General features: G+C 37.0%; 16 protein-coding genes, 3 tRNA genes and 8 pseudogenes. 12 read left to right on the top strand and 15 right to left on the bottom strand.

All coding sequences use genetic code 11. The annotated features are described in order from the left end of the window. Positions 1 to 178 precede the first annotated feature (178 nt). The gene (locus ACFILT_RS03835; protein WP_375679621.1) at positions 179 to 391 is read left to right on the top strand and encodes a hypothetical protein; all 213 of its coding nucleotides are present in this window, start codon (positions 179 to 181) and stop codon (positions 389 to 391) included. A 23-nt stretch (positions 392 to 414) separates the two neighbouring features. Next, entirely contained in the window at positions 415 to 726 is a 312-nt protein-coding gene (locus ACFILT_RS03840; RefSeq protein ID WP_375679622.1) for a hypothetical protein, read from the top strand. 283 nt (positions 727 to 1,009) lie between these two features. Here the strand turns inward: ACFILT_RS03840 and ACFILT_RS03845 are convergent. The 12 genes and pseudogenes from ACFILT_RS03845 to ACFILT_RS03900 form a co-directional block, all read right to left on the bottom strand. Beyond that, positions 1,010 to 1,423 (bottom strand): annotated as a pseudogene (locus ACFILT_RS03845) (phage antirepressor KilAC domain-containing protein); the annotation flags it as partial. Between the two features lie 127 nt (positions 1,424 to 1,550). Next, positions 1,551 to 1,697: a hypothetical protein gene (locus ACFILT_RS03850; protein ID WP_375679623.1), complete on the bottom strand. Its 147-nt coding sequence runs from the start codon at positions 1,695 to 1,697 to the stop codon at positions 1,551 to 1,553. Positions 1,698 to 2,153: 456 nt separating this feature from the next. Continuing rightward, a pseudogene (locus ACFILT_RS03855) lies at positions 2,154 to 2,732 on the bottom strand (hypothetical protein). Between the two features lie 3 nt (positions 2,733 to 2,735). After that, positions 2,736 to 3,055: pseudogene (locus ACFILT_RS03860) on the bottom strand (hypothetical protein). 542 nt (positions 3,056 to 3,597) lie between these two features. Continuing rightward, positions 3,598 to 3,929 (bottom strand): annotated as a pseudogene (locus ACFILT_RS03865) (type II toxin-antitoxin system PemK/MazF family toxin). Beyond that, on the bottom strand, positions 3,929 to 4,147 hold the full coding sequence (locus ACFILT_RS03870; protein WP_375678906.1) for an antitoxin: 219 nt from the start codon (positions 4,145 to 4,147) through the stop codon (positions 3,929 to 3,931). Before ACFILT_RS03870 ends, ACFILT_RS03865 begins: the two are co-directional and overlap by 1 nt. A 231-nt stretch (positions 4,148 to 4,378) precedes the next feature. Next, positions 4,379 to 4,724: pseudogene (locus tag ACFILT_RS03875) on the bottom strand (hypothetical protein). A gap of 724 nt (positions 4,725 to 5,448) precedes the next feature. Continuing rightward, on the bottom strand, positions 5,449 to 5,637 hold the full coding sequence (locus ACFILT_RS03880; RefSeq protein WP_375678907.1) for a hypothetical protein: 189 nt from the start codon (positions 5,635 to 5,637) through the stop codon (positions 5,449 to 5,451). Positions 5,638 to 5,865: 228 nt separating this feature from the next. Further along, positions 5,866 to 6,111 (bottom strand): hypothetical protein, encoded by a 246-nt coding sequence (locus ACFILT_RS03885; protein WP_375678908.1) that lies wholly within the window; start codon positions 6,109 to 6,111, stop codon positions 5,866 to 5,868. A gap of 198 nt (positions 6,112 to 6,309) precedes the next feature. Beyond that, positions 6,310 to 6,624, bottom strand: a pseudogene (locus tag ACFILT_RS03890) (hypothetical protein). 26 nt (positions 6,625 to 6,650) lie between these two features. Beyond that, positions 6,651 to 6,929: a hypothetical protein gene (locus ACFILT_RS03895; RefSeq protein WP_375679624.1), complete on the bottom strand. Its 279-nt coding sequence runs from the start codon at positions 6,927 to 6,929 to the stop codon at positions 6,651 to 6,653. A 222-nt stretch (positions 6,930 to 7,151) separates the two neighbouring features. Continuing rightward, positions 7,152 to 7,237 (bottom strand) — tRNA-Leu (locus ACFILT_RS03900). 146 nt (positions 7,238 to 7,383) lie between these two features. On the opposite strand from ACFILT_RS03900, the gene ilvA reads away from it, so the two are divergent. From ilvA to dnaB, 4 genes and pseudogenes are all read left to right on the top strand, one after another. Next, the gene (gene ilvA / locus ACFILT_RS03905) at positions 7,384 to 8,661 is read left to right on the top strand and encodes a threonine ammonia-lyase IlvA (RefSeq protein ID WP_375678909.1); all 1,278 of its coding nucleotides are present in this window, start codon (positions 7,384 to 7,386) and stop codon (positions 8,659 to 8,661) included. 35 nt (positions 8,662 to 8,696) lie between these two features. Continuing rightward, positions 8,697 to 9,227 carry a hypothetical protein gene (locus ACFILT_RS03910; protein ID WP_375607472.1) on the top strand — a complete coding sequence of 177 codons (531 nt, stop codon included), beginning with the start codon at positions 8,697 to 8,699 and terminating at the stop codon, positions 9,225 to 9,227. A 289-nt stretch (positions 9,228 to 9,516) separates the two neighbouring features. Then, complete coding sequence (locus ACFILT_RS03915) at positions 9,517 to 10,899, top strand: DEAD/DEAH box helicase (RefSeq protein WP_375679625.1); 1,383 nt, start codon at positions 9,517 to 9,519, stop codon at positions 10,897 to 10,899. A 1,204-nt stretch (positions 10,900 to 12,103) separates the two neighbouring features. Continuing rightward, positions 12,104 to 12,976 (top strand): annotated as a pseudogene (gene dnaB, locus ACFILT_RS03920) (replicative DNA helicase); the annotation flags it as partial. Between the two features lie 265 nt (positions 12,977 to 13,241). Here dnaB and ACFILT_RS03925 read toward each other — a convergent pair. Next, a tRNA-Asn gene (locus ACFILT_RS03925) sits at positions 13,242 to 13,316 on the bottom strand. A 184-nt stretch (positions 13,317 to 13,500) separates the two neighbouring features. Between ACFILT_RS03925 and ACFILT_RS03930 the strand changes: the two genes are divergently transcribed. The 6 genes and pseudogenes from ACFILT_RS03930 (at position 13,501) to ACFILT_RS03955 (ending at position 21,322) form a co-directional block, all read left to right on the top strand. Then, positions 13,501 to 13,574: transfer RNA gene (locus ACFILT_RS03930), tRNA-Cys, on the top strand. 220 nt (positions 13,575 to 13,794) lie between these two features. After that, positions 13,795 to 14,469 (top strand): protein-L-isoaspartate O-methyltransferase, encoded by a 675-nt coding sequence (locus tag ACFILT_RS03935; protein WP_375678912.1) that lies wholly within the window; start codon positions 13,795 to 13,797, stop codon positions 14,467 to 14,469. A gap of 66 nt (positions 14,470 to 14,535) precedes the next feature. Beyond that, complete coding sequence (locus ACFILT_RS03940) at positions 14,536 to 15,828, top strand: TolC family outer membrane protein (RefSeq protein WP_375679626.1); 1,293 nt, start codon at positions 14,536 to 14,538, stop codon at positions 15,826 to 15,828. A gap of 249 nt (positions 15,829 to 16,077) precedes the next feature. Beyond that, a complete protein-coding gene (locus ACFILT_RS03945) occupies positions 16,078 to 16,632 on the top strand; it encodes a DUF2497 domain-containing protein (protein WP_375612445.1) in 555 nt (184 codons plus the stop codon). Between the two features lie 137 nt (positions 16,633 to 16,769). Further along, positions 16,770 to 19,493 carry a valine--tRNA ligase gene (locus ACFILT_RS03950; RefSeq protein ID WP_375679630.1) on the top strand — a complete coding sequence of 908 codons (2,724 nt, stop codon included), beginning with the start codon at positions 16,770 to 16,772 and terminating at the stop codon, positions 19,491 to 19,493. A gap of 1,039 nt (positions 19,494 to 20,532) precedes the next feature. Further along, positions 20,533 to 21,322 (top strand): annotated as a pseudogene (locus ACFILT_RS03955) (tetratricopeptide repeat protein). A 102-nt stretch (positions 21,323 to 21,424) separates the two neighbouring features. Here the strand turns inward: ACFILT_RS03955 and ACFILT_RS03960 are convergent. Together ACFILT_RS03960 and ACFILT_RS03965 are read right to left on the bottom strand one after the other, a co-directional pair. Beyond that, positions 21,425 to 22,171 (bottom strand): amino acid ABC transporter ATP-binding protein, encoded by a 747-nt coding sequence (locus ACFILT_RS03960; protein WP_273791447.1) that lies wholly within the window; start codon positions 22,169 to 22,171, stop codon positions 21,425 to 21,427. An 11-nt stretch (positions 22,172 to 22,182) separates the two neighbouring features. Further along, positions 22,183 to 22,899: an amino acid ABC transporter permease gene (locus ACFILT_RS03965; protein ID WP_375679628.1), complete on the bottom strand. Its 717-nt coding sequence runs from the start codon at positions 22,897 to 22,899 to the stop codon at positions 22,183 to 22,185. Position 22,900 lies beyond the last annotated feature (1 nt).

Genomic DNA, 22,900 nt, shown 5'->3' on the forward strand with positions numbered 1-22,900 from the left:
TTTGATCCACACATTCATCCCACTTGTTATGTGCAAATGAGTGGTTTTGATTAATACAAGATAAACAGATTTGAAATGAGAGAATCCTACGTTATTCGGGCGTCTAATTCAATATGAACAGAGCTAGATTATCATTATAAATCAATATCTTGTATCGGCTTATCAAGCGGGGGATGTTTTGCCCAATTCTGTTTGGTGTTTAAATCACCGCCCACGTAGTAGTCCAGAAGGGATGGTTTACAATCTGTGGCATAATATTTGGGTTGATATTTATCTTCAATCAGGGACAGGTGAAAATGCAAAGTCGGCATATGGTGTTCCGATTACGAGCAATCGTAGCTATGCGGATCATGCATTTGATTTTTGGTCTGTTAGTATAAGAGATTTTTGACGAGTGATGAGTTTTCGCCAAGCATGTATGGAAGTAATCAAGCAACCAGTATTGTCGGCAATCAAGCGCCTTCTTTTAAGACGTCTGGAGGACACGTTGATACAAACAATAGACGGATGATTTCGCATATCGGTTGTGAGGATGGTTGCGGTTATGTTTGGCAATATTTGTCTGGTTGTTATCCAGTGACGAAATGGCATACAGGGGAGCAAGGAAGCAGTTTACGTGTAGACATAAATGTTATGTTGGGAGGAGGCGGTTGGACTGGTGGCTCTAACAATGATCATCTTGTGCGGAACTTTGCGCTTTCTCGTTATGTAGAAGATGAAAAATAGGCGCCCGTGGATGTAGCGAGCCACTTTATTATAATTAGTGCGAGATTGATTAGAACATCATTTTATCCAACCTCACTTATGTGGGGCTTTTGTTATGGAGCGTCATATGAGAAAGATATCGAAAGAAGGATTGGCACTTCATCTTGAAGTTTTAAAAACAAAGTTTTTTCTACTAAACTCATGGTGTCAACCATGAGCAGTACAATCTTATCACTCATATTTTCATGTCTAGAAAATTGAGATAATGCCATTCATAAATCGCATAAGAAGTTAGAACCTACCTTCATTGCACACCTTCGTGGATTTGTTCTCTCAAACATGCCGCCAATCCTTTAGGTGTGATTTTTGTTGAAGGCAGCACCTTTTCTGTTCCATCCGGTTTTTGAATGGTGATGGCAGAACAGTCCATGAATCCTTTGTTGATTTTATCCTGATTAAGGTAACAATGGACCACTTGGAGCACGTCGATACACCCAATCATTTTTACGCAAGTAATCTATTAAATCCTTTGGTCTTATCTCCAACATCTTCACGGTTTCAAACAAACCAAACAAACCAAACAAACCATCAGAGCGTTTTAAGCCTTCTAAAGCTTTTGCTTTTGGTGCTAATTCTGAAATAACATGGTCTTTCTGCTCAATTTGATTTTGTGATGATTTAAGGCGCCAAGTAATACTTCGGGTTTGGAGTAATCAATTTATGGAATAGCTACTTGTCTTTCCAACTCTTTCCAACGGTTAATTATCTTTGCTCGTAAGGCAGTGCTGTAACTAGAAACAAGAATTAAGCATTCACGCTTTGGCGGGTTATAACAAGGGCGGCTTTCACCTTATGTTATCAAGGTAGTGCCCACCAAAATCAACCTCCTCAAATTTGAGGGCGTTAAGTTCTTCAAGCGTTTTCTTGATGTCACGCATAATATTGTCATGCCTTTTGCCACATAATTCAGTAATTTTAATAATGGTATTCATAAAGAATTCTTAGATGTTAGACGTTCCTTAATGACATTCTAAAAGAGTGCTGGTCGCTAAGAAACACGGCAACTAATCCGCTAGTTGTTTTAAGGTGTTTTTGAGGCACCTGATTTGAAAATACCTATTACTAGAATTGTCCAGTAATAAAAATTACTTTTTGCTAAGAAAACGTTTCACATACTGTACAGTGTACATATTGAAATTGTTATTTATCAATGAGTTAAGTGTACAGTGTACAGTCAAATTGAAAATTCTGTCGCTAGCGATAGTTCGCACTAGCCTGTCCCGCAACGAAGCCAACCCGCTGGGAAGTACCTTTTACATTGATTTTATTGACTTTTTTATGAAAAAACAAAGCATAAGTGATAATCTGTTTTTAAAATTGCAATCAAAGTGTGTAATGCATAAACTCATAAGGATATGGAATATATAGATAAAGTTTAAGAATATAATCTAGCCTTTCTTATTAGCAGCGTATTCTTGACGAGCGAGTTGGTACTGTATATTGGCGATTAATCTCTCATTGGCTTTTTTTACAATAGCACTTGTAATCTCTGGCTTTGACATCACCCTAGCAATTGAGGGTTCCTCTTGTTTTGCAATGGGGAATTGATCTCCATCCGCTCTTTGAAAAACATTACCATTCAGCTTTTTTAATTCAACACGCTTTGGAAAACTCCCATCCTTGATAAAAACATGGGCAAGATTTGTTTTTTTACAAACATTTTGTAAGCCACGCTGCGTTTTGTTCTTTTGCTTTAAAAAATTTAAGAAGTATTGGTGTTCCAGAACCAATGATATCTGTCTCAAGAAATCTTGCTGTCGCCTTTTCTTTAATATAAATACCTTGCTTAACATGCTTTGATTGGGCAGATGTAACATCGGCAATTTGCTTTTCAGTAAAGCGTTCGACTGTTTTGCTGCGGTGTTTAGAGCATTACGCACAGCCCAATTAAGGCGTGGTGCTTGAAGACTGGTGAAGGTATCCTTCACCTGTTGAAGATACCATTTTGGGTAGATGATTAACTTCAACGTCTAAGCCTTTTTAAGAGTAGGTGTTGATGATTGAGAGACCTTAGATGCTTTTGGTTTTTCGAGTAAGGTTTCTTCAGTCATTGGTTCAGATGATGTTTGTGCTACTTCTTGTTCTATCTGCTTAATTTGTTCAACTGTCTTTTCAGGTTTTGCTGTTGTTTTGACGTCAACAAAAGGTTTTGAGCATTGGCGCGCTTGAGACGTGCGTAGACCTGATTAGAAACTTCAACAAATGGATTATTGGGGGGTAATGGTTCAAAGCGAACAGTGCTTTTATTGTCGCCAACAACACACATTGGCTTAGTGGTGACAGTTTTCATCATTGCTCCTTTTGAGTCATAATTAATGACATCATTAGTCAATTATTGATTTTTATTCTGTGAAAAATTGATTAGCCAGAGATAACAAGAAAACAGAGCTTTTTAGCCACGTTTCAAGTTCACATTTTACTGAATTTTAGACACAACACGAATAATACAGCGCCATCATTCAATACTATTTTTTACACCATGTCAACAAAAAAATCTATATTTTTTATTTTAAAATAGAATATATAGATTTTTCTAAAACATTTTAGATTTTATAAATTATTGTGAAATTATTATAGGAGGGAAAGACAATGACAGGTCCAGAAATATTAGATGCCATGTATATAATATCAATGATAGTTATATCCCTCTTAACTATAGCGTTTTGTTTGCCTGCCGCCTTTTGATTTTCATTAATAGTTTTCGGATCATATGCAATTACACGCTTTTGCAAAAAAAAAANTGATTGTCAGCAGAAAAAAATCATGATCTTATGCTTTTTTACTTTTTACCTAAAGTTGGTGTTTTTAAACATTTAAAAGTGTAGAAAAAATTCAAGTAAGAAATGTTGATAACCTTGCTAAGACTTCATCCATAATTATATATGGAATAGTTTCCATTCTTTTTCCATTACGCGCTACTATATCTAAAGCACGCGGTTGGTCACAGCGTATCACACCTGTTGTATGCAGCCCTGTTCCCACCAATGAAACAGCAAAGCCTGCTATTCTAGCAAAATTTCCTCCACTCGTAATGGGCAAAACAATGGGTGTTTTTGTTAAACGATTAAACGCCTCCGGTGACACAATCAGTACAGGACGCGTTCCTTTTTCTCATAGACAGAGGTTGGGTCAAGCGATACAAACCAAATTTTACCCCGCTTCATTACAAGAGCTCTCTGCCAATAAGCTTAGCATCAAACCACTCTACATCTTTATCCGCAAAATCGTCCGAAGGATTACATTCGGCTAACAATTCTTCAAGAGTGTAATTTTGCGATATTTGTGATTTCACAACCAATTGTCCATTATCAATAGCCAAACCCACTTGCATATTTTCAGTAAGATGAAGAACATCAAACAATGCAGGCGGTATAGAGAGCATAACGGATCCTCCAACTTTACGTAATTTTGTTGTGCATAAAACGCCCTCTAATATTATATAAAAATATAACATAAAGCCCATGATTCAATAGCTTTTTATGCTTTTGTGTAAATGTTTAAGAAGCGCATTTAGAGCAATACGCAATATACTCTGAATAAAGTCAATATTTTTTTAATTTCTGAAAAACATAAAAATATAAAAGTTATAATACCAAACAAGGCTCTTAGCTGCTTATCTGTAAACATATTTATTTCTTGCGGTTTTCGATAATTTTTTTATCTCTCTGTTGATCTCGTCTATAAGAGGTTCGTAATTGAGAATGCTTTTCGGAATATCACCACCGTAAACCCATGCTTTTACTTGCGCTTTGGTACTAAAATCCGCATTCTTAGGTGTTTTGTAATACTGACCACCATAAAACTTTTCACACTCTCTTGTGCCGTCTTCGTATTCGTAGAGGTTGTAAAAATACTCCTCTGTCCCATCCCCCATGGGGCATACCCACTGCCGTTGCAACAAACCTCTTTCGCATGGGTTGTTTACGGTTTTTTAAGAATAGATGTTTTAAAATGAACATACTTTAATCCTAATTTTACAAATTTGTCTATTTGCCTCAAATTTGACCGTACAGAGCGTTTTATATGATAGGTTTTTTATCATAAAATCTTTAAATCACTCTGTACGGTGCCATTTTGTCGATTTAAATGCACATCCAATCACAAAACGATCAGCAATTTTCACTAGTTTGCTAACCTGCAATGTTTTTCACTTGCTTTTCAACCAACGTGAGTGGTCTTGAATTCTCTCTCATTGCCTTTTCTTTCAGCCTTTTTTCACGGGTGTTCAAAACAGCCTTGCGTACAAGATTGGCTTTTGTCAAAAGACTATTTTCCAAATCACGACATAATCTTACTAACTCACGAGTGCTTGGAAAAAACGTATCCGATAAATCTTCTACCTCATCGCATAAAATCCCCGTTTAACCGTTTTTATGAGTGACCACGCAGAAACACTTTCCAAAAACATTCCATAGGTAAGCGCTATACCTTCATGATCTGCCTGTTGCGAAATTTTTTAAACCACACGAAAGCATCCGAATTGCCTTGGCTATGTCCTCTTTACTCACTTTTATTGAAAACAATTCGTGAAGTTGATCACACGCTTCTAAGGCAATCGCTTCCTGCTGTTGTGTCAATGCTTGCCACTTTTCAAAACTAAAGGAAACTCCGGAGCTATCATCTCGTGAATGTGTTTCAAAGTGACCTCGAGGCCCGATATCAAGGATGCTGTCTGAGATGCGTTCATCTACACTTTTTTGCCTTTAAGAGTGATTTTCCATAGTTTTTTCCGTTCTCTAAATCCTCGATAGCTTTTTGCACCCAGTTGCGCCACATTGCTTTCCAATCCGTTTTGCGTGCATCTTTGCCTGTTCTAGCTTTCCAATAATCTCGAAATTTTGCCATTTCGGCTTTGACACGCTCTGGAGGCAATCCCTCTTCGATTGCGAAATCATAAACAGGTTCGAAATCATCAGGGGTACGACAGCCACTGTCATTTCTAACCCGTTTAGCTTTTTTCGTAATGTTCTCTTGCTCGTGAATGGAAGGTTGGTTTTCTACACCCGTTTCGATTTGCTCTGATGTGGTCTCAACAGCAGCAACCTATGTTGGTTCGTCAACCTGTTCGTTTGTTTCTAAATTTTCAGAAGCAGTTTTTTGCTAAAATGATAGTTTTAGTTTATATATATTCTTATTCTGGTTCTTTATAGCTTGATTTTGCTTAGCGTTTGCTTCAGAAAAATCATTAAAATGTTTTTTATAGCGTTTTTTATTGTACACCTTTTTTCCAGCCTCACTATGAATTTGCGATATGTGCACTTTTTTATCAGTAAAATCTTTTAGCTCTTCTTCAACGCGCGTATTCGACAAACCATTATCTTTCTCAATATGTTTATCATTCTTCATGAGATATTCGACAATAGTTACAAACTTTTTTGCGAGCAATTGCAAGCGCGGGCAAGCATTTCAAAATCTGTTTTAATTGGTGCTTTTTTGTCATACATGCGAATGAAAAGCGTTATATAAATGCCCCTTTGTTCTCATGTCATTCCATCTATCTCACTGTTCCAGTCATTCAAAAGGAATCTTATCCATGGCATTGCATTAGACATGCGCATTCCCTTCTTTAACTAAATATAAAATTGCTAAAGCATTTGCTTCGTTGTCATCTTTTGGATTGTATTCTTTTGCACACACCGTCTTAATCATCTCTTCTTGTGAGGCATTGACTTTATCTGTTGTGATCTTCATTTTTGTAAGCCATTGCTGAAAACGCAAATAGCGCATACTATCGCCTTTAAAACGAAAAAATTCAAAATTGACAAGTGCCACTTGTTATACTGCTGTCTACACGAGAAATCGCCCAGCCTGTCTTAGATCTAGATCAAGGCAGAGAACGGTTTGTGTATTGATAATCATCTTCCCCCATGAAGGCTGTTGCGTATTTATATGTGCGCTATGACAGAGCGTGTTGTGATTTCTTGTCTTGAAAAAATGGTCGTGAGAAAGTACTTGAAACTACTTTTGGGCCAATTTTTTACTGCCATTCGAGGAAAAATAATCTTAGAAGCAGTTGATTTTCGAATTAACTCTTCTTGTTTTTGAATCACATCTTTTTGTGCACGTATTATTTCAGCTTCTTTATCTATTATTTTGTCTTTTGCATCTATCTCTTTTCTGAGCTTTTGCGTCGTTTTACAAGAGTCATGAAGAGTATAAGCCAATCCCAAATTAGCAATATTGATTGCCTCTCCATCCTATAAAGACGAGGAGGAGGTCAAAGTGCTAAAAAGGTACCTCAAAAAGCAGCAATGATTCGTATTTTAGTACCACCGCGGTGCCGTCTTATAGCGTTATAATAAAGTTACGAAAGGTGGTTTAGAAGGTGCTTTAATTTTTTTTGATTTTTAATAAATCATTGGAAAATAAGAGAGATTAAGATAATCTGGTGCGGACGGCGGGACTTGAACCCGCAAGGTCTTCGACCGGCAGATTTTAAGTCTGCTATGTTTACCGTTTTCATCACGTCCGCGATGTGAGTTCTCTCATAAGCTATATCTTTTATTGAATCAAGAATTAATGACAAAAGAAACATTTTTCATTTTTTAGTGAAATTTTGACTGACAATAGTTTCCTTTATCGATAGAAAAAGCTTTTATAATGTAAATAAAGTATGAAATGATTAGTGTTATGAGTCAATTTATTCAAGACGTCACAAAAGCTATGGTGGGATTGCATCACGTGTTTGCTGAAACACCACTTCAAAGAAATGATTTTCTTAGTCAAAAGTATGATGCAGAAATTTATTTAAAGCGTGAAGATTTAACACCGGTGCGGTCTTATAAGATTCGTGGTGCTTTCAATTTTGTTTCAGAAATGCTTAGCTGTATATCACCAGATTCTGCATTTGTTTGTGCTTCAGCGGGGAATCACGCGCAAGGGGTTTCTTTTGTTTGTCGTTATTTTAAACGTAAAGGCGTGATTTTCATGCCTATGACAACGCCACAACAAAAAATTGAAAAAACACGTATTTTTGGTAAAGAATTCATTGATATTCGTTTGGTTGGTGAAACATTTGATCAATGTTATGAAGCTGCGCAATCCTTTGTTGTAGAGAGCGGTGGTGTAATGGCTCCACCTTTCGATGATATTCGCATTATTACAGGGCAGGCAACAGTGCTTTGTGAAGCTGCTTTACAATGGAAAAAACTCAATGGAGAAAGTGAGCCAGATTTGATGATTGTGCCGGTAGGGGGTGGTGGTTTGGCAAGTGGAGTGAGCAAGTTTTTACATGAATATGGTTGGAAAACAAAGCTTCGTTTTGTTGAGCCACAAAGAGCTGCAAGTTTGCTTGCTTGTTTGGAGAGTGGAAAACGCGTCAAGCTTGAAAGCATTGACACTTTTGTAGATGGTGCTGCTGTGGCTGAAATTGGTGCTCTAAACTATACAATTCTAAAGCAATTTCCCCCTGATTCTGTCATTACGGTTCCTGAAAACCGCGTTTGTTCTACGATGGTTGAAATGCTTAATGTTGAAGGTGTGGTTCTGGAACCGGCTGGTGCTTTATCGATTGATGCGCTTAACAGTATTCCTCCTCAAGAGTTAAAGGGGAAAAAAATTCTTCTCGTTATTTCAGGAGGTAATTTTGATTTTGAGCGTTTGCCAGAAATTAAAGAGCGTTCTTTACGTTTCCAAGGGTTGAGAAAATATTTTATTTTTAGTTTTCCGCAACATCCTGGTGCATTGCGTCATTTTCTTTCCACATTATCACCAGATGATGATATCGTACGTTTTGAATATCTTAAAAAGTCAGCGAGAAACTTTGGTTCTGTATTGGTTGCGATTGAAACAAAAAAATACGGTAATTTTCGTCTTTTAGAGGAAAAATTTCAAGCGTTAGGTTGGCGTTATCGTGATATTACTGATGATCAAACGTTATTTGATTTTGTTATTTGAGAAACTGAAATTTTACTAAAACAAGAAGTATAATGATGAAACCTATTTTTTATTCGGTGCTGAGTCTATTTTTCTTTTTGATTGTTAATCAACAGAGTTTAGCATCTCAGCCAACAATAGTACAAAAAGATGAACTTTCAAGAGTCGTTGTTGATGTCAATAATGCTATAAAAAATGGGGATTTTATGCCTATTTCTCGTTATATGCCTGAGCGGCTTTATAAAGAGATGGCACATCGATTGAATACAACAGAGAGTGCTTTACGTAGTGATTTTCTTCAACAGTTGCATAAGAAATTTGAGGGGTTGCCTTCTGGTGCTTATTATTTAGATAAAGAAAATATAGAGTATTTACAAACTGATAACGGTACTTTGTATGCTTTAATTCCAACAGTTCTTGAGATGAAAGATCGCATCATTCAATATAAAACTTTGGCGATTTTTGATAAAAACCAATGGTATTTAATTTATGGCGGTCAAAAAACTTTACAAAATCCAGTTTTTCTCGAGATTTATCCTGATTTTATCAAGGTACATTTACCGATGGACACAATCATCAAAAAGTAAACGATCTAAATATTGTTTTATTCATGATAAATGTATTTCGTAAAGTTCTTGCTTTTTTATCATAATCCAAAGATAATAGAGGTGAAGGCATTTAGGCTGGTTTGTTGGCTTTTTGTAAAGTGAAGTTTATACGCCTTTATCTTGATTTCAAGGTGTTCATAAGTTGCGCAAGCCGCTTTTTAGGCGTTGCTTCATTTAAAATGTCAGGGATTTCTCTTGCGCGGATTCTTGAGTGGAGAGTTCAGATGGTTACTTCTTTTGAGTTCTTCAGCTAAGGAAAGATTTTATTTTGCCTATAAAAGAAGAAAATGTTTTTACAAAGTTAGGTTTACCTACTCTTTTGATTAAAAATTTACTCATTGCTGGGATGAGTAAACCTAAACCTATACAAGAACAAGCTATTCCAGTGATGTTGAAAGGACACGATATTTTAGGTGTTGCTCAGACAGGCTCTGGAAAAACCTTGGCATTTGGTTTACCTATTTTAAGTCAGATTTTGGCTTTGGGTGATAAACGCTGCCCTAAAACTGCACGCGCTTTGATTTTAGCTCCAACGCGTGAACTTGCTGTGCAGATTGATGAAACGATTCGCACTACGGCGAAAGGAGCACATCTTTCAACATGTCTTATTTTTGGGGGCGTATCACGTTTAAAACAAATTAAACGTATGGAAGCAGGTGTGGATGTTTTGATAGCGACTCCAGGGCGTTTGAGAGATCTTGTTCGTGAAAAGTGTGTTGATCTTTCCCAATCTCGTTTTTTGATTTTGGATGAAGCAGATCGTATGTTGGATATGGGGTTTATTCATGATGTTAAGCAAATTGCAAAGCTTTTGCATCAAGAGCGTCAGACAGCACTCTTTTCTGCAACAATGCCGAGGGAAATTGCTGTGCTTGCAAAATGTTTACTCAATGATCCGGTTAAAATTGAAGTTGTTCCTCAAGGTACTACGGCTGTAGAGATTTGCCAAAAATTATATTGTGTTCCTACGAATGAAAAAAAGAATGTTTTAAGTAAACTTTTGACAAATCCAGCTTTTGATTCGGTTATTGTTTTTACTCGAACGAAACATGGGGCAGATGCTGTCACACGTAGTTTAGAAAAGGTAGGATATTTAGTCGCAACAATTCATGGAAATAAATCACAAGGTGCTCGCCAGTCTGCTTTAAAAGCTTTTCGTGAAAGATCTGTGCAGATCCTAGTTGCAACAGATATTGCTGCACGCGGTATTGATATACCAGGGATAAGCCACGTTATTAATTACGACTTACCAGATGAAGCTGAAAGTTATGTACATCGTATTGGTCGTACAGGACGTAATGGTGCATCTGGTGTAGCACTTACGCTTTTTGATGAGAAGGTAGAAAGGTCCCGCTTGCGTGCTATAGAGCGCTTGATTCGTATGAAATTGGTGGCTGAGGCTGTTCCAGAACAATTTGCAGCGTTTCCAGAAAAGCCAATTGTACGAGAAAGTAAAGAAAAAGAAAACGATAAGGAACGCCGTTTTAAAAAATCTAAACGTCAAAAACAGTTTTTAGGTCGAAAAGATGATACCGCACAGTTGCAGCGGAAGAATTCTTCACCTCAAAATGAGAGGCATAAAAAAGCAAAAACAGTAGTAAAGCGTGCAAAGCCTCTTCGTTTTCGAAAATCAGTTAAGAGGGCTGCTTAGATAAAGTCTTGAAAAAAGATCATGTACTGGAGATTTTTTACTTTTGTTGATTTATTCTCAATTGAAAAGAGCTATAAAATACTCTTGTCAAAGTAAGAAGATCCTTTAGAGGTTTTCATTTTTTAGAAATGAAAACTTCTAACTTTTTGGATTTATTAAAAATCTTTATTGTAGAGGAAATTATTTATTTGCTTTATTCCTATTTTTTTAATGGGAATAAAAGTAGATTTTATTTATATAAAACTATTTTTATAAAGGATGTGTTTTATCTTTAATGATAACTTTTAATTTTAAAAATTGATGTCTAATAATAACGCATTGTTTTATAATTTAATAATTCATTATATCGTATTTTTTTCATTTTTAAGTTATTTATGCGGATCAATCAAAAGTATTCGCTTGCACGTGATGTGTGAAGTTGTCATATAGATAATCATTTGAAAAATAAATAAAATAATTTTTATAAACTCTTTCCAAGGCAATGGGGGATTGCTGAGATTGAGAGTTGGAAAATAGTACGATGGTATGGCTTTTATTATAAATAAAGATGGGGCTGATCAATCGATTTCATTTTATACCATTTACGGGTGTCATTGTGAAAGAGTCTTGGCGGATTTAAGAGATATCTCTTTAAAAAAGCATGTGACTGCATAATACAATAGCGAGAATATCATGATTTCTGAAGGCTTTCTCAGGATTCTTAACAATTTAGCTCGTTATCTTGGTTTTTACTGTAAAACTATTATTTGGGGGATATAAAGTATTTGGGGGATATAAAACCTATAAGATTTTATGTATTAAATGTTTTATGACAGTGTGGTGAACAAGGCAAGGTTGTTTGTAAAGCGTTGAAGTGGTTAGCAGGAGAAATAAGTTGAAGTGGTTAGCAGGAGAAATAACCTGTTAGATAAGACGTCGGAGTGTTTACAGACTTGTTTTATGTTTTTTTGCTTTTAGGATGGGGAGGAGGTTATGTGGGGTGTATGGAGATAATATATGACCTTGATTGTTGTTTCTTTCATTTTTCAAAATGATTGCTTCATGAGCAGGTTTTTAAGTTTAATTCCTTTATTGAGTACAAATCATTCTTTCTTTGGAAAAAAATATATGAGACCGATTCATTGCTGATGGAGCTTAATAATTCATCTCTGATGAAAGAAATCGTAATTTATAATGTGCAAATAATTGCAGTGTCCTCTTATAAAGGCTTTCAGGGATAGCTACCCATATCAAAACCCTTGATGAGAAAATGGGAGGGTTACAAGCATCTGATTTAATTATCCTTGCGGGGCGCCCTGCTATGGGGAAAACCTCTCTGGCGACTAATATTGCTTTTAATATTGCCAATGCTTGCAAGCGTCATGATAACAGCCAAGCCAATGAAGGGGGCATTGTAGGTTTCTTCTCACTTGAGATGTCAACTGAACAGCTTGCAACTCGTATTATCTCAGAGCAAATAAAGGTTTCTTCTTCTGATATGCGCCGTGGTAATATCTCAGAAGAGCAATTTGCAAAAATTATTCACGCAATGCGTTCCTTACAAACAATCCCTCTTTATATTGATCAAACGGGTGGTGTATCCCTTGCACAATTGTCCGCCCGTGCAAGGCGTCTGAAACGACAACATGGTCTAGATGTCTTGATTATTGATTATATCCAACTCATGACAAGTGGTTCAAAGCGTTCATTAGAAAACCGCGTTCAAGAAATTACAGCCATTACCACCGGATTAAAAGCACTTGCAAAAGAACTCAATATTCCCATCATTGCTCTCTCTCAACTTTCGCGTCAAGTTGAAAATAGAACAGATAAACGTCCACAATTATCCGATTTACGTGAATCTGGTTCAATCGAGCAAGATGCCGACATTGTTCTGTTTGTTTATCGTGAAGAATACTATCTCAAAAATGAAGAACCCAAAGAAGGCACTGCTGAGTATAGCAAGTGGCAAGAGGCAATGGAGCAAGCCAAGGGTAAAGCCGAGGTTATTATAGCAAAACAACGCCATGGTCCGACAGGAATCGTTCCCCTTGCCTTTCAATCCGATTTTACACGCTTTAGTGATCTGGAAAAATAGGAGCAGAAAAATGCGTTAAAGAGAGCTTTAAATACCCTTTGAAAGGTCTTTGAAGATCCTTTGAGAACATCTTTAAAACTCTTTGAGAAAAAATAAATTGGTACAAAACCTAGTGGCAAATTATACAAAACCTGCTGGCAAGCTACACGGAGGATATTGCGTTTCTACTTTATTGCAAAAATCCTATTCCATTACTTTTATTAACGAATCCCTCATGTCTAAAAACTTTAGAAAAAACAATAAACTACGTGGAATAAAAGAAAAGTGGCTCCCCGGGCCGGATTCGAACCAGCGACCAACCGGTTAACAGCCGGTTGCTCTACCGCTGAGCTACCGGGGAACGGTGCCCAATCATCTCATTGAAAAGGCTATAGCAAAGCAATACTGATTTGCAAAGGATAAAATTACTTTTTTTAAAAAAATATGATAAATTGTGTAATAAGAGGAAAAAAGGCGAGAGAAGATTTCTACACCTTGACGGATGCGTTGCCTTCCCTTATTGAAACCTTTATGTTTGTTGACGAGGCCTCGTGGCGGAATGGTTACGCAGAGGACTGCAAATCCTTGTATCCCGGTTCGATTCCGGGCGAGGCCTCCAGCCGATTTTAAACGAAACGGCTTTTAAGGGAGATGAGGTATAGGAAAATAGATTATTTCCCTCTATTCTTGTGAAGACACTTTTGTATGAGAGATTATACAGTTAAAATCTAATTGTTGACTGTAGCATCCTTTTTTGTAACGCCCATAGTTTAAGAGATCTTTATCCCTTATTATCGCTGTTTTGTTTGTTTTTTGTAGGTTAGGAGAAAATATTCGTTATGGTTGCAGATTTTGCTGAGCTTCGTCGCAAAATGGTTGACAATCAAATTCGTACAGTCGATGTAACGGATTTATCAGTTCTTGAAGCTTTTTTAACGGTGTCTCGTGAAGATTTTGTATCGGAAGATATGAAAGTGTTAAGTTATCTTGATACCGATATTGTTCTATGTCCAGAGCAAGATGGGGTTCCTGCACGCTATTTGATGAAACCTGCATCTCTAGCGAAATTACTACAGCTTGCCGCTTTAAAATCATCAGATGTTGTTTTAGATATTGGTGCAAATAGTGGTTATTGTGCAGCGTTGCTTGCAAAACTTGCAGGGTCTGTGATTGCGCTGGAAAGTAATAAATCTCTCTTTGAATGTGCTCTTGAAGCTTTAGAACGTAATCAATGTGATAATGTGGTTGTCGTTCATGGTCCATTAGAGCAAGGATATGCTGTTGAGGGACCTTATGACGTGATTTTCATTGAGGGATCTGTTGATTTTATTCCTCAAGGTATCTTTGATCAAATGAAAGACTGTGGACGTCTTGTGGTGGTTGAAGGGTATGGAAATGCTGCTGTTGCACAAATCTATATAAAAGAAGATGGGATCATCTCGGCTCGTCGTGCTTTTAATCTCGCTGTAAAGCCTCTTCCTTGTTTTTTCAAAACACCTGGTTTTGTGTTTTAGTGCTTGTTTGTTTTGTGAATAAAAGATAATTTTGTAATTTATTTGGGGTTTGTTATTGTGTGTATTATGTTTAGAGTAAACAAGAAGTTTCAGGCGTGTTTATTGCTGGTGTTGAGTGTTTTACTATCAGAGACTGTTTGTGCTGAAACATTGATGGATGCCTTTTCTAAGGCTTATAAATATAATGCTAAGTTGAATAGTGAACGTGCAGCTGTGCGTATATCCAGTGATGATGTTGTCATTGCGCGATCGGGGCTATTGCCACAAGTTGAGGGGGTTGGGAACTATGGGCGCAATAAGTCTTTTACAGGTCCTTATGTCACTTCTGGATCTATAGGAGTGAGATTAAATCAAAGATTATTTGATGGTTTTATCACGCAAAATATCTTTTCTTCAGCTCAAGTTAAGTTGCAGGCCCAGCGTGAATATCTTCGTAATGTTGAACAAAATACGTTTCTGGAGGCGGTGACCGCTTATGCTAATGTCTATCACGCACGTCGTGTTGCCGATCTTCGGAGAGAAAATTTGGCAGCTCTTGAGGAACAAGTTCGTTCAAATAAAGCAAAATTTGATGTGGGTGAAGGAGGGCATGTTGATCTTGCTCAAGCTCAAGCTGCACGTTCCGTGGCGGTTTCAGAGCTGAGTATTGCTCGTTCTGATGTAAAAGCAGCAGAGGCAGTGTATCGACAAGTTATTGGTTCTGATCCTGAAAAGTTAAAACGCCCACCTCTAGCCAAAGATTTTCCCGTCAACCTTGATATGGCTTACCAAATGAGCGTTGTGATGCATCCAGCAATCCTTTATGCTAAATATTTAGTCGATGCGAGTGTTTATAATGTAAAGGCGAAAGAAGGGGCATTGCTCCCTAAAGTTGATTTTTCTGCAACTGCATCTTATAATCGAATCTACAGCGGGATTGGAGAAGATGGCGTTTCTAAATCGATAGGGTTGTCAGTAAGTGTCCCAATCTTTGAAGGAGGGCGTACGTCTGCGCAAATTCGCCAATCAAGGGAACAGCTTGGACAGGCGCAGCTTCAACTCGATTTGGCGCATAGTAATACGCGACAAGCACTGACTTCTGCTTGGTTTCAGTTGGAGGGCGCACGCTCATCTGTGGTTGCTTACCGTGAAAGTGTTCGTGCTGCTGAAATTGCTCTGAAAGGTCGTGTTCAAGAAAATCGCGTAGGGCAAGCAACGACGCTGGATGTTTTAAATTCTCGTACTCTATTGATTAATGCTCAGATTGCGCTTGCAATGGCAGAGCGTAATGCTGTTGTGGCGAGCTATAGTGTTCAATCTTCTATTGGTAAATTGACTGCGAGTTATTTAGGTTTAAAAACAATTAAATATATCCGATAATGTATAAAAGTATCTCTTTAATCTTAAATTATTTTAGTTTTTAAAAGATTAGTAAATCAACAGTTGAATATGTTAAAAAATATTGCGGCGAGATATTATCTTTATAAAGTGTAGAAAACTGTGTGTAGCGCCCTCTTTATGACAAGCATATTTGAAAATATCGTGGGAGGCATGTTGATCTTATAATTCTTTTGCATACACTGAAAATATGATTCTATTTGTTGTTGCGTCTTTGAGAGGTTGTAAAGTATGGTACAGAGTTCAAGCGTGTTACGTGAGCCAAGTATGGATGAAATTTTAACATCTATTCGTGAAATAATCGAAGAAAATGCGGTTCAATCTGATCACTTTTTAAATGAAGATGTTGCAGTGAATGCTTCAGAAGTGGCATCCGAGGGTATTTATGATACAACCTTATCGGTTGATGATGCTATGAAAGCTTTAGCTGATCGTATTGGTCTTTCTTCTGAAAATCAAGGAGGGAAGATAACGCAAGAGAAAGAGGATATAGAGGCAGAAAATAATACAGTTGGTATGGATATGCAAAAGATGAAGCTTTCTTCTGAAGAACGGAATTCTGTTTATAAAGCAAAAGAATATGAAGATGAGATAAGGAAATCACAGTCAGACGCAGGAAGGGATGGTCATGTGGAATTGTCTGCATATTGTATTTCTTCTGCAGAAAAGATTGCAAAGGATGTGTTGCGTCCGGCTATAGCAGAATGGTTACAGTCTAAATTGCCTATTTTGCTGGAAGATATTTTGCGTGAAGAGATTGTGAAGGCGATTAAAAAATCGTCTTAATTATTTTTATGTTTTTCATTTTATGGGGATTTTGTTTGCGATTTTGCGAGCTCTCTAGTGAATGGCTGAGATTCACGAGATTCTGATCAGGTTTTGATCATATATTGTGTTTTTCAGCGGCGTTATGGATGGATAGAATGTTAGAAAAAAACTATGATGCTTCCTCTATAGAGCAACGGGTTGCAAAGAGATGGGAGACTCGTGGGGCTTTTAAAGCGGGAGCTGGTTCTAAAAGCGATGCAGAACCTTTTTGCGTTATGCTTCCACCTCCTAATGTTACAGGCTCACTTCATATGGGGCATGCGCTCAATACGACAATTCAAGATATAATAGTTAGATTTCAGCGGATGCGTGGCAAAAATGTGTTGTGGCAGCCTGGTATGGATCATGCTGGGATTGCTACGCAAATGGTTGTGGAACGTCAACTTGCAGAACGTCAAGAGCCAACGCGTCAAGAAATGGGGAGAGAAAAGTTTATTGAGCGTATTTGGGAATGGCGTTATGAAACTGGAGGCGTTATTGCAAACCAGTTGCGTCGCCTTGGGGTTTCATGTGATTGGTCGCGTGAGCGGTTTACAATGGATGAGGGGTTGTCGCAGGCGGTTCGTGAAGTCTTTGTCACGCTTTATAAGCAAGGGTTGATATATAGGGATAAGCGCCTCGTCAATTGGGATCCTAAATTGTTAACAGCTATTTCAGATCTTGAAGTTGAGCAAAAAGAAGTTCAAGGACATTTGTGGCACTTTAGATATCCACTTGAAGGTAAAACTTTTGATCCAAATGATGCTACAACTTTTATAACAGTGGCGACAACACGACCAGAAACAATGCTTGGTGATACAGGAATTGCTGTTAATCCTGAAGATGAGCGTTATAAAAATCTTATCGGTAAAAATGCTCTTTTGCCGCTTGTTGGTCGTAGGTTATTAATTGTGGGTGATAGTCATGCTGATCCTGAGGCTGGAAGTGGTGCTGTAAAAATCACACCAGCTCATGACTTTAATGACTTTGAAGTAGGACAGCGTAATCATTTACGCTTGATCAATATTTTTACCCAAAAAGCCGAAATTTTTCTTCGTGAAAATGAAGCATTTTTCGATGGTTTGATTTTATCAGATGAATTAAAAATGTTAGTAGAAAATCTCGATAAATCTGATCGTTTTGTTGCTCGCCAGAAGATTATTTCTTTGATGGAAGAACAGGGATATTTAGCTTCTGTTGATGATCATACCCATATGGTTCCTCATGGAGATCGCAGTGGTGTCCCTATTGAGCCTTTTTTGACAGATCAATGGTATGTTCATGCTGCTGAATTAGCAAAGCCAGCGATAGAGGCTGTTCAACAAGGAAAAACGCAGTTTGTTCCTGATAACTGGAAAAAGACTTACTTCAATTGGATGCAAAATATTCAACCTTGGTGCATTTCTCGCCAATTATGGTGGGGACATCAGATTCCTGCTTGGTATGGTCCTGATGGAACGGTTTTTGTTGAAAAAAGTGAAAAAGAGGCTTTAGATTCAGCTTTTGCTCATTATGGTGAAGTTGTTGAATTAATCCGTGATCCGGATGTTTTAGATACTTGGTTTTCATCAGCTCTTTGGCCTTTTTCAACATTAGGATGGCCAAATAAAACGACTGAATTATCTACTTTTTACCCAACATCTTTATCTGTGACAGGATTTGATATTATTTTTTTCTGGGTTGCTCGTATGATGATGATGGGACTTCACTTTATAGGTGACGTTCCTTTCCCAACGGTTTATGTGCATGCTCTTGTGCGGGATCAAAAGGGCGCAAAGATGTCAAAATCAAAGGGAAATATTATTGATCCCTTAGAGCTTATTGATCAATATAGTGCTGATGCACTTCGATTTACTTTAGCTATTATGGCAGCACAAGGTCGTGATGTAAAACTTGATGTTTCCCGTATTGCTGGTTATCGTAATTTTGCTACGAAATTGTGGAATGCTACCCGATTTGCACAGATGAGTGGTGTGAAGCATGATCCAGCTTTTAAACCAGAACAAGCAAAACTGGCGCTTAATCGTTGGATTTTAACAGAGTTATCTAAAACAATTTCAGCAGTTACGACTGGTATTGAACACTATAAATTTAATGAGTCAGCTGCCACTCTTTACCGTTTCATTTGGAATACATTATGTGATTGGTATTTGGAGCTTCTCAAACCTATTTTTCAGGGGGAAAATGAAGATGCTAAAAATGAGGCTCAAGCTTGTACTGCTTGGGTTTTAGATGAAGTTTATAAACTTCTTCATCCTTTTATGCCTTATATGACGGAAGAGTTGTGGTCTCTTACAGAAACGCAAGCCATCAAGCGTGAGGATATGCTCGCATTGACAAAATGGCCAGAGGAAACATTGATAGATGAAGAAGCTGCTGATGATATTAATTGGCTTATTGATGTCGTCACAGGGATTCGGTCTGTACGTTTTGAAATGAATATTCCAGTGGCGACACAAGCACCTCTTGTTGTTGTCGAAGGAGGGGAAGTAACGCGAGAGCGTGTGAAGCGTTATGATGCACTTCTAAAAAAATTAGCGCGTATTGAAGTTATTGATTTCTCTGATAAAGTTCCGGAAATATCAGCACAAATGATTTTGGGAGAGGCTGTTTTTTGTTTACCATTAGGACAGTTGATTGATTTGGAGGCTGAACGTGTTCGTTTGAGGAAGGATGTCAGTAAAATTGAACAAGATATTGAAAAAATATCGCTTAAGTTAAACAATCCCAAATTTATAGCAAATGCAAAAGCAGAAATTGTTGAGCGTGAGCGGAACAGGGTTGTAGAACTGCGTGCAGCGCAGAAAAAAATATTTGTTGCTTTAGAGCGGTTAGATTGATTTCAACTTTTTATTTTTTTGATAGATAATTGCATACCAGTAGGGCTAGTATAGATCTTCTTTAAAAGGAAACTTTTTCTTTTGTTAGTTTTTCATGAACGATCATAAAATCTCTACTGAAATCCATTGTTTTATGTTTATCATTAAAGAGACATCTTTTAAGGCATCCAAGCCTATTCCACGACGTAGATCATGAATGGTATAACGGTAAATCTATTGAGCTTCCCTTCTTTATGCTTGTGAAGTAACAAGCGCTGGGGGCACATTCTGTCCAATATCCGGACAACCCTTAGCTCAAACCGTTCGTAAGAGGCATTTTTAGTTCTTTCTTACACAGAGTTTTTATCCACATAGCTCTCTCTGCTTGTAATGTGCAAGCGGATGGTTTTGATTAATTTAACATGGAACAGGTTTGGAATGAGAGAATCTTACGATATTCGAGGTCCTCATTCAATATGCAAAAAGGTAAATTATCATTATAAATCAAAACATTGTTTTATTTCTGTAAAATATCATCATTTAGAGTAGCAATATAAGGCATGTAAAATTACACATGTGGTATTTTTGTATGTAGTGGTGAGTATTCTGAGGTAGAACTTGTGTGTAAAGTATGAAGTAACCCCATGTGAAATGATGTTAGGTGCAATCCGTTAAACAAAAAGCTGTATTGTTTATAGATTGACGGAGGCAAAAAACTTCATCTTTAAGGTGGTAAGGCAGTCGTGAAGTTATAAGTTAACTATCATCATTATATTTATCCATCTTTCGTATTGTTTTTTATACTCAAACGTTTACCATTCATCATGTATTCTCTTCGTTCTCAAGTTGCTGTTTAATGCACGTTATTCTATTGAACGATTTTTGCTCATACGTATAAAATTTTAAGATCGATAAATCCTATTGGATGGTTTTTATCTATTTGTTTTTTCTTTTAAAATTTTTACTTTAAAATTGCGTATGCTTCTTACTAAGAAAAAGAGTTTAAATATCTACAAAGAAATTTGTAACAGATATAATCATTAAAATTGAGGTAGGGGGAATGGTTAATAGGTTTCAGATATGGAAAAAAGTCACGATTGTTGTGATTTTAGGGGGATTCTTTTCGACTGTTTATGTAATAGATGTCAATAGCTTGCAAGAAGCGAATGATGGTTCGTTTTATTTTTTTAAACGTGGCATGTCTGCTTATAAAAATGGGCATATAAATCAGGCTATTGCAGCATTACGTTGTGCAGCTAAGAGAGGCCATATTGGTGCGAATTGGAAACTTGGCTCTATCTATGCAAACGGTGATGGTGTCCCTAAAAATGATTATAAGGCATATAATTTTTTTGCATATATTGTTGAAAAAGGTGCTGATCTTGGTTCAGAGGATGAAAGTTATGTTTCTGATGCATTGGTTAAACTTGCGAGATATAAAAAAAGGTATTCCTCAATCACCTGTGAAACCTGATCCTTCTTATGCTGCTCATCTTTATATGCAGGCTGCGGTAAACTATGGAAATCCTAAAGCTCAGTATCATTTAGGAAAAATATTTTTAAAGGGAGAGGGAAGGGAGAAGAATCTTATACAAGCAGCACGATGGTTTCAACTTTCAGCAAAAAAAGGAAATCCTTCTGCCCAAGCAATGCTTGGAAATATACTGCTTCAAGAAGGAAAAATTGTCCGTGGGGCAGCAATGTTAACTGCTGCCTATGAAAAAGCTAACGTAAAAGACAAAAATTGGATTCATCCTTTGCAAGAACAGGCTTTTGCTCTTTGTAATGAATCTGAGAGACGTACAGCAATTTCACTGGTTGCTGAGATTTTAAAGAATAACAGTTTTTAAACATCTGATTGTAATATTTTTACATTCTCTCATCTTATATTAAACTCTGTTTCCTTGTATACAAGTTCATAGTAAAGATAACTTTTTATGACAATATAACGACTAATGACTTAGGATTTTAGACAAAAATTCTTGCGTTCTCGGTTTTCTTGCTTGCGGATCAGAAAAGAACTCTTTAGATGAACAGTCTTCAAGAATTGTTCCTTGGTCTATGAAAATAACACGCTCCGAGACTTTTTGTGCAAATCCCATTTCATGGGTTACACAAATCATCGTCATACCTTCTTCTGCTAAGCTAATCATGACATCGAGTACTTCACCTACCATTTCAGGATCTAGAGCAGATGTTGGTTCATCAAAAAGCATGACAAGTGGATCCATAGTTAAGGCACGTGCAATAGCAACACGTTGTTGTTGCCCTCCAGAAAGTTGACCAGGATATTTATCTTTGTGTTCAATGAGTCCAACGCGTTCAAGATATAACAATCCACGTTCAAGTGCTTCTTTTTTGCTTCGTTTTAGGACTTTGATTTGTGCAATTGTCAAATTTTCTGTGACAGATAAATGGGGGAAAAGCTCGAAGTGTTGAAACACCATTCCTACCTGACTTCGCAATTTAGGCAGATTCGTTTTTTTTGAATGAACAGGTATTCCATTAATCCAAATTTCACCTTTTTGAAAAGGGACGAGAGCGTTAATAGTTTTAATGAGTGTTGACTTTCCTGAGCCTGATGGACCACAAACGACAACGACTTCTCCTTTATTAATGTTGGTTGTACAGTTTTTAAGGACTTTAATTTCGCCATACCAATTAGAAACATTTTTTATTTCGATCATATGAGTAGACATTTTTTTTCCTGTTAGCGAATAATGGATACTTTTTTTTGTAAATACAAAACTATTTGTGACAGTGTAAAACAGATAACAAAATAGAAAATAGCTGCTAAGATATAAGCTTCTTGCTTTACACCAAAATTATTAGCAGCAATATCAAAACCATTCAAAAGGCTATGACCACTGATGGCATAAACAAGGGTTGTATCCTGAAAAAGGATAATAACTTGTGTTAAAAAGACTGGAAGCATATCTCTAAAGGCTTGAGGAAGAATGACAATGTACATACTTTGCCAATATGTCATTCCAAGAGCTTGTCCTGCATATTTTTGTCCTTGCGGAACTGAATTGATTCCAGCACGCATAATCTCAGCAAAATAAGCCGTTTCAAATGCGGTAAAGGTAATGAGCGCTGATTTATTTGCACCAATGGATATACCAGTTAAAAAAGGCAGAAGCACGAAAAACCATAAGATAACCATCACAAGTGGTATTGAACGCATAGCTGTTATGTAACTGATTGCAAACCAAGAAAGAAGTTTTATGGAAGAAAGGCGCATCATTGCTAAAAGCGTACCGAAAACAAACCCCAACACCGTTGCAAAAAGAGTTAGAAAAACGCTAAAGAGTAAACCTGATAAAATGTAAGAACGAAATACATCAAAGGTAAAAAAGGAAAAATCAAAGTTGGAAAAATTGAAAGGAGAATAAAGTCCAAACTGAGAGCTTATGAAATTCATCATA

Source organism: Bartonella sp. AP7XZML (assembly GCF_042195745.1).
In the GTDB taxonomy this organism is placed as follows: Bacteria; Pseudomonadota; Alphaproteobacteria; order Rhizobiales; family Rhizobiaceae; genus Bartonella.

What these genes read in the sequence shown, in the direction of transcription:
- ACFILT_RS03885 (WP_375678908.1), bottom strand. Translation starts at nt 6,111, where the DNA reads ATGAAGAATGATAAACATATTGAGAAAGATAATGGTTTGTCGAATACG.
- ACFILT_RS03960 (WP_273791447.1), bottom strand. Translation starts at nt 22,171, where the DNA reads ATGTCTACTCATATGATCGAAATAAAAAATGTTTCTAATTGGTATGGC.
- ACFILT_RS03950 (WP_375679630.1), top strand. Translation starts at nt 16,770, where the DNA reads ATGTTAGAAAAAAACTATGATGCTTCCTCTATAGAGCAACGGGTTGCA.
- ACFILT_RS03940 (WP_375679626.1), top strand. Translation starts at nt 14,536, where the DNA reads ATGTTTAGAGTAAACAAGAAGTTTCAGGCGTGTTTATTGCTGGTGTTG.
- ACFILT_RS03870 (WP_375678906.1), bottom strand. Translation starts at nt 4,147, where the DNA reads ATGCTCTCTATACCGCCTGCATTGTTTGATGTTCTTCATCTTACTGAA.
- ilvA (WP_375678909.1), top strand. Translation starts at nt 7,384, where the DNA reads ATGATTAGTGTTATGAGTCAATTTATTCAAGACGTCACAAAAGCTATG.
- ACFILT_RS03850 (WP_375679623.1), bottom strand. Translation starts at nt 1,697, where the DNA reads ATGAATACCATTATTAAAATTACTGAATTATGTGGCAAAAGGCATGAC.
- ACFILT_RS03840 (WP_375679622.1), top strand. Translation starts at nt 415, where the DNA reads ATGTATGGAAGTAATCAAGCAACCAGTATTGTCGGCAATCAAGCGCCT.
- ACFILT_RS03935 (WP_375678912.1), top strand. Translation starts at nt 13,795, where the DNA reads ATGGTTGCAGATTTTGCTGAGCTTCGTCGCAAAATGGTTGACAATCAA.
- ACFILT_RS03910 (WP_375607472.1), top strand. Translation starts at nt 8,697, where the DNA reads ATGAAACCTATTTTTTATTCGGTGCTGAGTCTATTTTTCTTTTTGATT.
- ACFILT_RS03945 (WP_375612445.1), top strand. Translation starts at nt 16,078, where the DNA reads ATGGTACAGAGTTCAAGCGTGTTACGTGAGCCAAGTATGGATGAAATT.
- ACFILT_RS03965 (WP_375679628.1), bottom strand. Translation starts at nt 22,899, where the DNA reads ATGATGAATTTCATAAGCTCTCAGTTTGGACTTTATTCTCCTTTCAAT.